This is a genomic window from Synechococcus sp. PROS-9-1, assembly GCF_014279775.1.
Lineage (GTDB): Bacteria > Cyanobacteriota > Cyanobacteriia > PCC-6307 > Cyanobiaceae > Synechococcus_C.
Genome location: NZ_CP047961.1, coordinates 936,612 through 950,133 on the forward strand (window position 1 = coordinate 936,612; position 13,522 = coordinate 950,133).

Annotated in this window: 14 protein-coding genes and 1 tRNA gene; 3 read left to right on the top strand and 12 right to left on the bottom strand. The window is 52.5% G+C overall.

What is annotated here, in order from left to right:
* Positions 1–13 precede the first annotated feature (13 nt).
* Genes SynPROS91_RS05015 through SynPROS91_RS05030 form a run of 4 tightly spaced genes read right to left on the bottom strand, consistent with a single transcriptional unit; the run spans position 14 to position 3,518 of the window.
* Positions 14–1,042: an amino acid ABC transporter permease gene (locus SynPROS91_RS05015; protein ID WP_186518932.1), complete on the bottom strand. Its 1,029-nt coding sequence runs from the start codon at positions 1,040–1,042 to the stop codon at positions 14–16.
* Positions 1,042–1,545, bottom strand: a complete 504-nt coding sequence (locus SynPROS91_RS05020; protein WP_186518934.1) for an HdeD family acid-resistance protein — start codon at positions 1,543–1,545, stop codon at positions 1,042–1,044. Before SynPROS91_RS05020 ends, SynPROS91_RS05015 begins: the two co-directional genes overlap by 1 nt.
* A gap of 24 nt (positions 1,546–1,569) precedes the next feature.
* Positions 1,570–2,469 (bottom strand): ABC transporter permease subunit, encoded by a 900-nt coding sequence (locus tag SynPROS91_RS05025; RefSeq protein WP_186518936.1) that lies wholly within the window; start codon positions 2,467–2,469, stop codon positions 1,570–1,572.
* Entirely contained in the window at positions 2,466–3,518 is a 1,053-nt protein-coding gene (locus SynPROS91_RS05030) for an amino acid ABC transporter substrate-binding protein (RefSeq protein ID WP_186518938.1), read from the bottom strand. The genes SynPROS91_RS05025 and SynPROS91_RS05030 overlap by 4 nt, the downstream gene beginning before the upstream one ends.
* Positions 3,519–3,821: 303 nt before the next feature.
* Here SynPROS91_RS05030 and SynPROS91_RS12175 point away from each other — a divergent pair, with 303 nt between their 5' ends.
* On the top strand, positions 3,822–3,953 hold the full coding sequence (locus tag SynPROS91_RS12175) for a hypothetical protein (RefSeq protein ID WP_255439947.1): 132 nt from the start codon (positions 3,822–3,824) through the stop codon (positions 3,951–3,953).
* A gap of 19 nt (positions 3,954–3,972) precedes the next feature.
* Here the strand turns inward: SynPROS91_RS12175 and SynPROS91_RS05040 are convergent, their stop codons facing one another.
* Both SynPROS91_RS05040 and SynPROS91_RS05045 read right to left on the bottom strand, forming a co-directional pair.
* The gene (locus SynPROS91_RS05040) at positions 3,973–5,559 is read right to left on the bottom strand and encodes a SulP family inorganic anion transporter (protein ID WP_186518943.1); all 1,587 of its coding nucleotides are present in this window, start codon (positions 5,557–5,559) and stop codon (positions 3,973–3,975) included.
* Between the two features lie 36 nt (positions 5,560–5,595).
* Positions 5,596–6,906: an FAD-binding oxidoreductase gene (locus SynPROS91_RS05045; RefSeq protein WP_255439948.1), complete on the bottom strand. Its 1,311-nt coding sequence runs from the start codon at positions 6,904–6,906 to the stop codon at positions 5,596–5,598.
* Between the two features lie 94 nt (positions 6,907–7,000).
* Here SynPROS91_RS05045 and SynPROS91_RS05050 point away from each other — a divergent pair, with 94 nt between their 5' ends.
* Together SynPROS91_RS05050 and SynPROS91_RS05055 are read left to right on the top strand one after the other, a co-directional pair.
* Positions 7,001–8,104, top strand: a complete 1,104-nt coding sequence (locus tag SynPROS91_RS05050) for a sirohydrochlorin chelatase (protein WP_186518944.1) — start codon at positions 7,001–7,003, stop codon at positions 8,102–8,104.
* 394 nt (positions 8,105–8,498) lie between these two features.
* Complete coding sequence (locus SynPROS91_RS05055; protein ID WP_186518946.1) at positions 8,499–8,762, top strand: DUF2811 domain-containing protein; 264 nt, start codon at positions 8,499–8,501, stop codon at positions 8,760–8,762.
* Here SynPROS91_RS05055 and SynPROS91_RS05060 read toward each other — a convergent pair.
* The 6 genes from SynPROS91_RS05060 to SynPROS91_RS05085 all read right to left on the bottom strand — a co-directional run bounded on the left by SynPROS91_RS05060 (position 8,743) and on the right by SynPROS91_RS05085 (position 13,451).
* Positions 8,743–10,401 (bottom strand): GMC oxidoreductase, encoded by a 1,659-nt coding sequence (locus tag SynPROS91_RS05060; RefSeq protein ID WP_186518948.1) that lies wholly within the window; start codon positions 10,399–10,401, stop codon positions 8,743–8,745. The genes SynPROS91_RS05055 and SynPROS91_RS05060 overlap by 20 nt on opposite strands.
* Positions 10,402–10,812: 411 nt before the next feature.
* Positions 10,813–10,889 (bottom strand) — tRNA-Met (locus SynPROS91_RS05065).
* A gap of 54 nt (positions 10,890–10,943) precedes the next feature.
* Complete coding sequence (locus SynPROS91_RS05070; protein WP_186518950.1) at positions 10,944–11,915, bottom strand: asparaginase; 972 nt, start codon at positions 11,913–11,915, stop codon at positions 10,944–10,946.
* A gap of 24 nt (positions 11,916–11,939) precedes the next feature.
* Positions 11,940–12,443 carry a CGLD27 family protein gene (locus SynPROS91_RS05075; protein WP_186518952.1) on the bottom strand — a complete coding sequence of 168 codons (504 nt, stop codon included), beginning with the start codon at positions 12,441–12,443 and terminating at the stop codon, positions 11,940–11,942.
* 11 nt (positions 12,444–12,454) lie between these two features.
* Complete coding sequence (gene rsfS, locus SynPROS91_RS05080) at positions 12,455–12,823, bottom strand: ribosome silencing factor (RefSeq protein WP_186519485.1); 369 nt, start codon at positions 12,821–12,823, stop codon at positions 12,455–12,457.
* The gene (locus SynPROS91_RS05085) at positions 12,816–13,451 is read right to left on the bottom strand and encodes a DUF3318 domain-containing protein (protein WP_186518953.1); all 636 of its coding nucleotides are present in this window, start codon (positions 13,449–13,451) and stop codon (positions 12,816–12,818) included. The genes rsfS and SynPROS91_RS05085 overlap by 8 nt, the downstream gene beginning before the upstream one ends.
* Positions 13,452–13,522: the final 71 nt, after the last annotated feature.

The window sequence follows — 13,522 nt, forward strand, 5'->3', positions numbered from 1 at the left end:
GGTACGAACGGTCTTAGGAGCTAGTGGATAAGTGGCCTTGACGTTCAATTCGCTTCGCTAAGAGGGCCATCCCTGAACAGAGCAACCAATACACACCTGCGAGCCATACATAAACCTCCAGATGTCGGCCGATGTATTCAGGGTTTGCGAGCAAGCTTCGGCTGATTCCTAGCAGTTCTATTAATCCGAGAATGGCCATCAAGCTTGTGTTTTGCAGTAATCCAATCGCTTGGTTGGTCAGGGCCGGAACAGCAATTCTCAAGGCTTGAGGAAGAATGATCAGTCTCATGGTGAGAGACGCATTGAGGCCGAGGGCCGCGGCCGCCTCCGCTTGTGTGGGTGGGATGGATTGCAGTCCTCCGCGCACATCCTCTGCCACATAAGCCGCTGCAAATAGTGCAAAAGCCATGACAGCTCTCAACACTCTGTTGATTTCGATCTCAACCGGAAGGAAGAGCGGGAGGAGCAACTGCCCGAAGAAAAGAACCGCAATGAGAGGAACGGCACGCATGAGGTCGATGTAAATGCGGCAAAGCATCGCCACCAAACCCAAATTGGACGTTCTGCCGATCGCAAGCCCTACCCCCATGGGCAGGGCTAAAAAACCACTCGCTGTGGTCAGCAGCAAGGTGAGGGTGAGCCCTCCCCAGGCGCGAGAGGGCACGGCTTGGAGGTTGGCGGCTCCAGCAAGCAGAACAACTCCTGTAGGCACCATCAGGATCCATGCCCAGGGAAGCAAAGGTTGGAGGCGTTTCAGACGTTGAGGCAAGTAATCACTGCCCAGCGTGGTGATCGTTAGCAGCAGGAGAGCGGCCATCCAAACCAAAGGCCTCCAGCGTTGATCAGCGGGATAGCTGCCAAAGGCATAAAGCGGAAGGTTGTGGCTGACCACACGCCAATCAGCCCCAGTGATCAGCCAGGATCCCGTTGACCAGAGAGCCCAAAGAATCAACCCGAGCATGAGAACGCTGAATGCGGCCTCAATCGGTTTTTGCCGCCAACGCTGATAGCGCTGTCGCCGAGGTTTGAACTGGCTCGCCATTAGCTGGCGGCTGGTGGAGCATCCGTGGGCTTGAGCAAGTTCAAGGCGGATAGGAAAAGAGACACTCCAAAGATGGTCCCCAAAGCCCAAAGGCTGTCAGAAGGCCATTCGATCACCAATAGCAATCCGAGGATGGCAGTCACGATTCCATCAACCACCACAAGACCGCTAGCTGGTGCATGGGAACTGGCTCCTGTTGCTAATTCCATCAAGCCTTCTACAAGCAAGAGGACGCCTGCAAACAGGGTGAGGCTGATTTCACTGTCGATGGGGTCGATCAGAATGAAGACAGCACCAACGATGTAAAGCAGGCCTGACAAGCCTTTAAAGAGTTTCCCTTGATTGTTTGGAATATCTCCAATCCGAAGCAGTTGATTGATCCCAGCTACGAACACAATCCCCCCTAAGCCAATGGTGAGAAGGGTCGCTGATGCAAAAGGCAGCAAAATGGCTGCAATAGAGGCCACAATTAAAAAGACTGCAGCGATACGGCGACTATTCATGAATGCAGAGCATACCTTTTCAGCTTAATGATGGTTCTGGTTTTTTAAAACAGCTCGGTTCAGCAGCTGCATCCCTCCATTGATAAGCAAGTTCAGCAGTAAAAAGCTCAGCAAAAGCAGCAAAAATCCTTCAATTGCTCGTCCTGTTTGGGTGATGGTTGTGTCACTCACCGCGTAAAGATCGGCGTAGCCCACCGCAATCGCCAGCGTGCTGTTTTTGGCAAGATTCAAATATTGACTGCTGAGTGCAGGCAAAATTGCTGGGAGGGCCTGGGGAAGGATGATTCGGCGTAATCCAAGTCCCTCCGTCATGCCCAGACTGCGGAAGGCTTCCCACTGGCCGCGTGGGACGGAATCGAGGCCACCGCGAACCACTTCTGCAATGGATGCTCCCGTAAACACGCTGAGTCCGAGAAGGACCGCTGCAAACTCAACACTGAGCGTGACTCCGAGCAAGCTGATCCCCTGATTGGACAGCTGGATCACGGCTCCTAGTGGTGCGAATGGCTGGGAAGGAAGTCCCAGAAAGGCAACGAAGTACCAGAACAGAAGCTGCAATAGGAGAGGAATCTGACGAATGGATCCCACATAGAGAGCTGCTAGCTGCCTTAACAACGGATTCAGGCTGCGGCGCGCAGCACCGGTGCTGACGCCCAGCAGGGTTGCCAACACAATTCCTGCAACGATCACGCGCAAGCTGTTGAGCCATCCCATCAGCAGTGCCCAGGCCGTGCTGTCTGAAGGTTGATAAGGAAGGGAGTGCTCACTGAGCGCGAAACCTGCGGGTCGCCACAGCCAATCAAAACTGAGGCCTAGGCCTGTTCTTATCAGATTGACCGCAAGGTTATTGATCAGAATCCCCATCACGGTGAGGAGCCCCAGCACGATGATGACCTGCAACCACAATCGTTTTGAACGATTCATTGGAATGGGGGTGAGGTCAGTACGCCTCCATTGCTGTACAGATTATTGAGGCCCCTTGGAATTGGAACGGCACTCTCCGGGCCGAGATGTCGATTATAGATTTCACCGTAATTACCTACTGCTTGAATCACTTGGACAATGAAATCGTTGTTTAAACCTAATTTTTGACCTAAATCACCATCTACCCCAAGAAAACGCCTCAGCTGTGTGAGTTCAGGTCGACGTTGGGCTTCCTCCAGCTTGTTTCCGATGTTTTCTTGTGTAATGCCTAATTCTTCTGCAGCGATCAACGCATAGATCACCCAGCGCATGGCGTCCGTTAGGCGCTGATCACCACCTGCTGACAGTGGAGCAAGGGGCTCTTTGCTCAAGACTTCAGGGAGAATCACGTGTTGCTCTGGATTGTTAAAACCCGATCTGGCCGCGGCGAGCTGAGAGCGATCCGATGTCATGGCGCTGCAGCGACCTTGAAGGTAGCCAGCGATGACTTGATTGAGATCCTGATACTTAATTGGTTTGTAGTCGATCCCTTTTGCCTGAAAGGCATCGTTGAGGTTTTGCTCCGTCGTGGTGCCTGAGCCCACGCAGATGGTTTTGCCCTTGAGGTTGTTGAGATTGGAGATCCCACTGCTGCGCTTGACCAAGAGACCTTGTCCGTCATGAAAGACCACAGGAGCGAAGCTGACGCCATTGCCTCCCGCGGCATCTCTGCTGAGGTTGAACGTGGTGTTGCGCGATAGGAGATCAATCTCTCCGGTACGTAGTGCTGTGAAACGTTCTGGAGCGGTTAGGGACCTGTATTGCACTTGATCTGGGCTGCCATTAATTGCTGCAGCAAAGGCTCGACAGATGTCCACATCAAGTCCAGCGAAGGATCCATCCCTTTGCAGAAAACTAAAACCTGGAATCTTGCCGCTGACTCCGCAGCGAAGCTCGGTTCTCCGTTTAATGAGATCGAGTCTTGAGGCTCCACCTTCGCCAAGCGTGGCACACCCATTCAAAATGAATAGGAAAGAAACCAGTGGCAGTGCAAGAAGACGGACTCTCATCTGATTGTCTCTGGTATGGAACAAGTGTGTCAGAGCTCGTTCGTCAGGGCGGATCGTTCTTGTCAACTCAGAGAACTGGTTTAGCTTTCGCGAGTGTTCGTGAACAGCTTGATGATGCGAACACTTGTAGGATCTGCACTCTTTTCATCTCTAATTTTATTTGGAATGCTCCCCCCAGCTCTTGCTTGGGAAGAGACTGATCAACAGGCTTATTATAATAAAATGTCTCTTCTAAAAGTAATACTTGAAGGGGCGCGAATGAGGGCTGTTGAAACGAATGATTTGCAGACCCTATGTCTGATTATGAGCATCGGTAATGACGTGACGATTCGCTATTTGGAGTTAAATCCGAATGACGTCGAGATCAGCGATCGTCTCGAGGGCATGCGGCATGATATGACCGCTTGTTTGGCACTCCTCTACAACAAGGAATAGCCATCAGGCTGATTCACGATTAACCATGACCTCCCTCAGGTTGGCTCCCGATCCTTTCAAAGAGATTCAAGCTTTCTTTGTTTAATCCTTCAACGTTTACGACGGATCCACCAAGTCTGAGTTTGCGAATGAGTTGGTTGAGTGCTCCAACACCACTTTGATCCCAAATATGTGCCTGACTCATATCAATAGTGATTCTGGCTGGATGATCGTGAACGTCAAATCCTTGTAGGAAATAAATCTTGCTTACAAAGAACAATTGTCCACTGACCACATAGCGGCACTCGTCTTCACTGATTTTGATCGCGTCGACGCGAATGACTTTTGCAACTTTGCGGCTGAATAAAACACCTGCAAGCGCCACACCGGCCAGTACTCCAAGAGCAAGGTTGTGGGGAGTGGTGAGCATGGTGACTGCAAAAGTCATCACCATTACGGCAGTGTCACTTTTGGGGATATTTCGAATATTTCGCAAGCCAGCGATGTCGGCTGTACTGACGGCGATTCCAATCATGACTGCAACCAGAGCTGCCATTGGGATCTGCTTAAGCCATGTACTGGCCAGTAAAATCATCGCTAAGAGGCTGATTCCTGAGGAAAGGGTGGAGAGGCGTGTTCGTCCGCCGTTATCGATGTTCATGACGGATTGACCCACCAAGGCGCAGCCAGCCATTCCTCCAAACAAGGAAGACACGATGTTTGCAATTCCCTGGCCTTTCGCTTCAGTATTTTTGTTTGAATTAGAATCAGTTCTCTCGTCAAGAATATCTTGAGTGAGGAATGTTTCCATCAAGCCGACTAGTGATATCGATAAAGCTGTTGGTAAGACAATTCCAAACGTCTCTAAATTAAGAGGAACCCTTTGGTTGCTTATGTCTCCAAAGGGAATGTTGAACATAGGGAGACCATTGGGGAGTTTGCCAAGATCTTCTACTTTGGGAATATTTAAATCTGGAAATATTGAACTTAGCCCCATGCTGATGGCTGTAATTACAATGATGGCTATTAGCTGGGAAGGAAGGGCGCGTGTGATCCGTGGTAGACCATAAATAATGACAAGGCCAAGTAATACGAGTGGCCAAACCACGGCCATTTGGCCTCCAGTCAGAGCATGCATCACATGGTCATGTCCGGCTTCCCCAAAGTGAATATTGATTCCCAATTGTGGAAGTTGAGCCTGAAAGATCAATAAAGCAAGAGCATTTACAAACCCGCTTAAGACACCTAGAGGAACGAACCTCATCTGATAAGCCAGTCGCAAGTAACCCCAGAGGATTTGGAAGACGCCGGTGAGAATTCCTGCTGCCATCAAGTAGGCCAGCCCCAGTCCTTCCCCTCTCGCATTTCCTGTCGCAACCAATCCGGTCATCAACAGGGCCGTTGATCCTGTGGCAGAGGTGATCATCGCCGTTCGTCCACCGACGAAGGCAATCGTTATGGAGAGACAGAACGCTCCAAACAATCCAACCCTTGGATCCACGCCTGCAATTCCAGAGAACGCGATCGCTTCTGGAATCATGGCGAAGGCCACGACTAGGCCTGAGAGAACATCCCGTCTCGGATTGCTGAACCAGTTCTGAAGTCCCATTGCGGGAGAGGAAGCCATGGGCGTCAGTGCCACTTTCTTTTCAGGGACCGTATCTCAGAGCGGTGGCAGCAACCCATAGGGATCATGATGTGACTTCAATTGATTGAGGCCTGGAAGCCAGTTTTGAAAGGCGTCATTGAGTTCTGCCTTATGGCAGGACAGGTGTGGATGGATCTGCGCGAGGTGAACACCAGGACAGGATTCAGTAAGGATGGTGTTGGCGTGAAAAAGCCAATCCAGTGCACGTTCTCGTCCTTCTTGATCATTTGCGTTCCAAACGGCGTTGATCCAAGGTTTCCAGATCGCATCGCGATGAATGAATGATGTGCGTGACACGGGTACCTGAGAACTCATCCCACCAAGTTGTTGAGCACTGATTTGGCATCCAGGGTGCGGACGCTCGCTCATGAGTTGATTCAGGTCTGCAAGCAGTGAGGGCAAGCGTTGGCCCCAGGCTGGACCGAGCCTGCTGATGACTTCGCTGTGGAAGCGCCCCTTTGCAGCGGTGGAGGTCGCTAAGGCTCCAAATGGGGGCTGAGCATGTTGGCCGGGCACGATGGTCATGCTCGATTCAGCGCAGTGGCCAAGCAGCGTTTTCAGCGTCTGCACCGCTGTCATCGCGGCAGGGTCGTCAGCGCTACAAGCGATGAACAGCTCAATTCTTTCGTTCCAGGCCCATTGCAAGCTGGCGCTGTGCTTCCACTGTTCCGCTGCCTCCACGGCGATAGCAAGTTGCTGAACGCTGCCTACGCTCCGCCAAATCACTAAAGGTGTGAGCCTCTGAGTCCGCAGCCGGATCGCAGTGACTACCGCAAGGAAGGGAGCAGCACCGAGCAGCCCTTTCCACTGCTGCTGCGTTTCGTCCTGATTGTCTGATCCAGCGCTAAATGCTGTTCCAGCGCTTGCAGGGTTGGCCGGCACTGAAAGGTCAAAGATGTCGCCATTTCCCCAGACACCTCGCAGGCCCACGATGTGATCCATGGCAAGGCCCTGTGATCTGCTCAGCGGACCAATCCCACCCGTCAGGACAAAGCCACAGCCTGGAACGGTGGAAAGGCCAACGGGGATCGAGCGTCCCTGGGTTTGAAGACCCTCTAAAACCTCGGCCATGGTGAGCCCGGCCCCAATCTCCACCTCATCTCCTTCTTCGTTGATGATCAGCTGGCGATGGCGCGCTCTTAAATCGAGTGTCCAAAGTCCATCCGCGGCACAGCGACTGCTGGTGCCCCCTGCGCAAACCTGCAAGGGCTTTGGCTGGATCCCTTGGCGTATCAGCTTGGAGAGAGAGATTGCGTCAGCAGAGATCCAACCCGCTGGGTGTGAATCGTCTGCCATTGGATTCCAAAGCGCAGCGTGCTTTGTCACGTTGTGGCTCCCAAGCAAGCCGATGGTCGAGGCAAGACCAACAAGCGCAATTCAACAACGCCGAGGATAGTGTCGTGGGAGTGGAACGAACCGAGTGAGTTCAGATCCGAGAGCGTCGCAACCATCGCCCTATGGGATTTTAATTTGTGGCCATGGCAGCAGGAATCGCTTAGCGGTTGAGGAATTTGAACGTCTCGCGATCGGTCTGCGCCGGCGTATGAGTCCTATTCCTGTTGAACACGGGTTTTTGGAATTTGCCAAACCAATCCTTAGGGATGGTTTGGATCGCTTAAGAGAGCAAGGGGTGGAGCGGGTGCTGGCGATTCCAGCCATGTTGTTTGCGGCAGGCCATGCCAAAAATGACATCCCGTCCGTGCTGAACACCTACAGCGCTGAAACCGGTTTGGAGATCGATTACGGCCGAGAACTCGGAGTTGATCGATTAATGATTGCAGCGGCAGGCGCTCGGATTCAAGAGGCCTTGGACGCCAATTCAGAGGTTCCTTTATCTGAAACCATGTTGGTGGTTGTTGGACGGGGGTCATCGGATCCCGATGCCAATTCCAACGTCGCGAAGGTTGCCCGAATGTTGGTGGAAGGTTTTGGCTTCGGCTGGGGCGAAACCGTGTATTCCGGCGTCACGTTCCCGCTGGTGGAGCCAGGGCTGCGGCATGTGGTGCGCCTTGGTTTTAAGCGCATCATCGTGTTCCCCTATTTCCTGTTTTCTGGTGTTCTTGTGACCAGGATCCGCCAGCACAGTGAACGGGTCGCCAACGATCACCCCGAAGTTGAATTTCTGCATGCCTCCTATCTCGGAGACCACGCAAGGGTTCAAGACACGTTTGTAGAGCGGGTGGATGAAGTGCTGGGTGGTGAGACAGCGATGAATTGTTCGCTCTGTAAATACAGAGCACAGGTGCTGGGTTTTGAAACTGAGGTAGGCCTAGCCCAGGCCAGTCACCATCACCATGTGGAGGGTTTGACCGATGGCTGCGATCTGTGTGAGCTCGAATGCACCGGGGCCTGTCAGCCCGATGGTGTACCCATTCCACTGGGGGGTGGGCATGAGCCTCACACGCATGGAGATCATGCCCATGACCATGGGCATCACCCCTACCCGCATGCAGAGCATCCTTTAGGTCCCAGCACCCTTCGTGGTCGCAGTGCGGATTCGAAGACGGATGGCCCTGAACCCTGAACAACTGCCTCTCTCACTCAGATTCTTGATGAATTCGTCTCATGCAAGTCCAAAGAGACTTGAAGCTATAAGCGAGGCTAATCAATCAAGGATCAAGCTTATGATTCCCGCGTTTTCCACAGAATTTGCCATGTTTTCCACGGACTTTTCACTGGATCCTTGGTCGTTGCTGAGGGGCTGTGGTTTTTCGGTTTTTGCCTAAATCGAACTTGACACCATGCTCGATTCCAGTATCGAGTTTCAAAGAAGCGCTGCATGATCTCCAGACCTACTGGGCTGGAATGATTCTCATCTGCGTCTCCCTCTGGTTGACCTGATTCCTTCGGCTTTGACGGCTACCCCCTTCATGTGTCTTTCTAGGTGGCGAGCCCCGCTTGAGGATTTCCCCCACTCCATGGATCGATATCCCCTAGAGCATTGCGATACGCCCGTTGCTGAATCACACAGTGAAGTAGGAATTTCATTGGTGAGCATGGAAGCAGAAATCCCCGAAGTGCTTTATCGCGGAATGAAAGATTTCATCGGATTAAATCCCTGTTGGGATCAATATCGACTGCTTAGTTCTGCCATTGCTCAATTTTTAGTTCAAAACGGTTGTACCGATCGAGCCGTCACTGAGCGTTATCTCGACGATCTTTTTAGGCGTTCTCAGGTTTGAGCGCCTGCAGGCAAGCTCTCCTCGTAATTGCCATCATTGTCAAGGTTGGGCTTTGCCACGCTGAAGTGGTCCAACATGAGCCATCAACGACCAACACGTTCGGACAGCGCCAGAGGCGATTCCAGGCATCCACAACACTGTTGTTTTCATCGTTGCCCATCGGAGCTCCACCCAGCTCATGCACGTAATAGCCAGGCGGCGGCGCACCTGCTTTCATCGCTTCCATGTTTCCAACAATGGGTTCGATCAGCGGCATCTTGACCAGATCGGTTAGGGGTTGAATCTCCCCTCCCCCTAGGGCAATGGCTTCAGCCATTATCGAGTGCATGTGAGCCACCATCGCTGTTTCGTTCGCTCCCCATCGGCAGCTGATATGAGGGATGGGAACTCCCCAGCGATCCACTGTTTCCGACAAGCTGACCCTGTTCTGAGCGGAGGGAAGCACTTCCCCATGGCCAATCAGAAAACCCAAACGGCAGTCGGGATTTCTTTTTAACCACCAGGGTGGATCAAAGCGATTGATCGCACCCCAAAGTCCATATCCTCTTGAAAACGGAAGAGCTCCAGCGCGTTGTGGTGGAAGACTTCCAAAGGGAAGGAAAAAACTTCCTGCCCCTGACAACTGGCTGGTGGGATCTAGATCTTGGAGGGAGTGACGTCCACTCCTGCTTGGCACTTGAAAGAAGCGGCAGGTTGAAACGTGATCCATCAAGTGATGCCCAAGGCTTGCTGAGGGATCTTGAAAGCCTCCTTCCGTCGCTGAGCGTTCTGAGATCAATAGAAATCGCAGAGAGGCAATGGTGGAAGCACAGAGAACCACCAGCGGTGCCTCGAGCTCAATTCGCTCCCCTTTGCGTTGATCGATGACAACGACTCCGCGAGCGCGACTTTGATCACGGTTCATCAGCAGACGTTCTGCCAGGTGCCCTGACAGCACCTCCACTCGTCCAGTGGAGAGTGCCGTTTTGAGACTGCTGCCAGGACTGCTCGATGGCGGCCATGGACACTCAGCGGACGGTTGATGCGCTGAAAAACCGCGTGAGTGAATCATCTCGATGTCTGCTGTGTCCTGGAGGGCAGCAGCCAGCTGTTGTTCCTCTGGGGTGAAACTCAGGGGTGCAGTGGTGCAACCATCTGGGAGTTGCGCGAGTCCATCTCTGTTGCCATGAACGGCAAATTGCCGTTCCAGAGCGGAATAATGCGGATCTAGATCGTGATGGGAAATAGGCCAAGAGTGACCGTGGCCATCCCTCTCTGCAGCCTTAAATTCCAGATCAGAGAGTCGCAGGGTGATTCCACCCCAGGTCAAACTCCTGCCTCCAACTTGGCGCCCTTGTGTCCACAGAAAAGGTTGATCTTTTGGTGTGGAGTAGGGATAGCGCCGCTCATCGGCATAGAGAAGTGGATTGTGTTTCCAATAACCGGGATGCTGAGCCTGTTGTCGGTGCTGACCGCTGAGAAGGCCACGGACGCGTCGCATGCTGTTGATCGGTTCGCTCCCCAGGGCGGCGTGAGCGCTCAGGTCTGGGCCTGTTTCCACCACCAAAACGCGAACTCCTGCTTCAGCAAGCGTTTGGGCGGCCACACCACCGGTTGCACCTGAACCGATCACGATGGCTTCGAAGGGTTTCAGCGGCACAGCTTCAGCAATGACCTCTACTTAGTGTCCCTCTTCGTCCACTGAGCGTGTGATTGGAGTGGATGTCTCGATACAACCGTTGAAGATCTTTTCTGTCTTGAATTCTGATATTGATTGCGAATTAAGCAGAAGATTGGTCCGTTAAGCCCCTATTTGGAGAAGATTCGTATGTAACCAACCGGCTTATATAGTGTCTAGTTTTGAGCAAATGATGATCTAGGAGCGATATTTTTTAGCTTTTTCTTGCTTTAAAGTTGTGATTTTTTGTGAAATTATTTTGTACTTAACTCTTTTTTGAATGTTGAAAAATGCTGATGGTTCAAGATGCAAGGATGGACATCATTCTTTGATTCTCAAGGTGCTTAGAGATTCAAGCATTAAAAAACCCCTCATCAAGAGGGGCTTTTGATTTGGTGGCGGGGGGGAGATTTGAACTCCCGACCTTCGGGTTATGAGCCCGACGAGCTACCAGACTGCTCTACCCCGCGTCGACTTGAAAAACTATACAACTTGGGGTTCGCACCCACAGGAATTGTGAGCGTTCACGCTCGCAGTTCTCCATTCACTTCGAGTCGGACTCCTGGACCGATGATCAACATCTTGTCTTCCAGTTCGTCCAAGCTCCCCTGAGTAATCCAATCAAGTTGTCGCAGTAGATGGAGTGCTACTGCCTGTTTCGCACGGCGAGAGCCATCTTCCACCTTGATCGCCACTCCTAAGCCATCTCCTGTTCTGCTGAGACACTGAACGCCTTCGGCACCACCTTTGCTGATCACCTGCTTATGTGAGCGGGACATGAGCTCGGTGTCGAATCGGCCTTCTCCGGCAACAAGCTTGGGGTGGGCGAGCATGGCTCTGCTGATTTGCTCCAGCTCAGCATGGGTTGAAGAGCCGAGATGGGCATAGAGCAAGGCCATCTGGGAGAGCTGCAACAGCAGGGTGGGCGCACCACAATCATCGCGCTCTGCGACTAGTTCCTCAGCAGGTAATCCGAGGAATTCTCCGACGCGTCGATTGATCTCTTGCTGCAGTGGATGATCACCTTGGAGATAGCTCTCCAAGGGCCACCCCATTTTTCGTGATGTGGCAAGGAATGCAGCATGTTTGCCGGAGCAATTGTGCTCCAGCGGACTGTGACCCCATGCGGGGATTGGGCACTGGAGAGAGTCCGTTTCAAGTTGGGCGTTCCAAAGCACTCGGAATGCTTCCCTGGCATGTTCAGCAGTTCCGGCATGGGAGGAACAACAAATCGCCAAACCTCGATCGCCAAAGTCATAGCTTCCAGAGGCGCCGCTGCTGAGTGCAGGCAAGGCTTGAAAAGGCTTGAGTGCTGATCTCACAAAGGTTTCATGATCAGGTCGTCCTGCCTTCATCAGGATTCTTCCTTTTGAATCACAGACAACGGCATGCACGCGATGGATTGATTCCACCGATGAACCTCTTTTCAGCACAACCTCAAAAGCGGGGCAGCCTGAATTTCTGGACGATCTGCCGTAGCCAGGAGGAACTGTCATAGAGGGAGTGTTAGCAAAGGAATGTCAGCGAAATGAGAGAGCCTGACAGATGCTGGCTCCACCAAGAATTAGCCCGGTTGTTGTAGCCATGGCTCTTCCGAGCCGTCCCAGGATCGGGCGAACTTCATGTTGGGCAAGCAGTAGATCTCGCTCGCGCCAGGACAAAGGTTTTTCCCAAACTTGCCCGTCATACCAACCAGATTCTTCGTATTCCACGCGCTCAGAAAGTAGACGCTTGTGGACATAGCTCCAACCCAGCCATTGGCGTACCAATAACAGCATCGGTAAAACAAGCCCCGAAACAGCACCTGCCAGCACGAGCCGAATTGAATCATGTCTCAAGCTCCAACTACCGCTCGCAATCAGCACGGTGAGAGGAGCGATCAGAAGCCAACTCAAGAGCAACGCCTTGTCTAAATCGATTTGTCGATGACGCGGCCAGGCAAAAAACCAAGATTGGCTCAACTGGGTGAACTCTTCCTGAGGACGTTGATCGGGAGGAACAGGACAGGGGATTGTCGCAGCCATATGAACAGGTGTCAGAGGCCTACTGATGTCTCGGACGCTAGATGGGGACGGCGTTCACCGTGACTCCAGAACGCTTCCAAGTCGTAATAACTGCGTTCGTGCGATTGCAGGATGTGCACAATCAATTCGCCGTAATCGAGCAGGGCCCAGCGCCCTTCGTTCATCCCTTCTTTGCGTAAGGGGAGTCGTTTGGCCTCTTCTTCCAGACGGTCTTCAACCGATCTGGCCATTGCCTTGACCTGAACGTCGCTCTGACCGCCTGCAATCACCAACCAATCGGCAAGGCTTGAGACCTCATCAACGCGAATCAGCTGAATATCGACACCCTTGCGATCGTCGCAAGCATCCGCTGCAAGTTCAGCCAGCTGTTCACTATCCATAGACATTCTCGCTGGTAACAGATTGATTGGAGCCCTGTTGCTGAGCCATCTCTGCCCTTGCTTTGCCTGCACTTTTGCGGAGTGCTTCAAGCCGATCCTCGTAAAAGCTCCTCTTTTTCTTTTTGCGTGTCTGTTCCACTAATTCCTTCAGAGCGCCACCCAAGCTTTTGTACGAGTTCGGAACGCTGTAGCCAAAGCGGCAGGCCAGATCAATCGCCCGCTCGTCCGCTGAGATCGCATCACGGAGACGCTTCTCGGCATTGTTTTTGAGATAGAGGCGATAGCCAGCAAACCCAGACAAGCCCAGGGCCATAAACAAGAGCAGACCGTCTTGGACCCAAAGCTCACCAATCGCACCGCCCAGGCCGATGGCTAGAGCAGCCATTTCCCAACCATCCCTAGGAATCGTGTCGTTTTGGATCCGACCGACCTCGTGCCAAAACAGCAGGTTTCTGTGATCAAGAGCAAAGCTATCCCACAGATCAAGATCCACCTGAATCTCGACCTCATCTCTGCCGATCTCTTCAAGAGTGATCAAAGCAGGTTCCACAGCAGCAGCAGCTTCTACGAATACCCAGCTCTGCATCTCTGGTGGCAGCAACCCTTTCAGTCGCTGGAGCTCACTCATGGTGGTTTAAGGACTCCTTTCAACTAACGCTAGCGACCAACCGACCGGAAAGGTTGGTGATGAAATCTTTC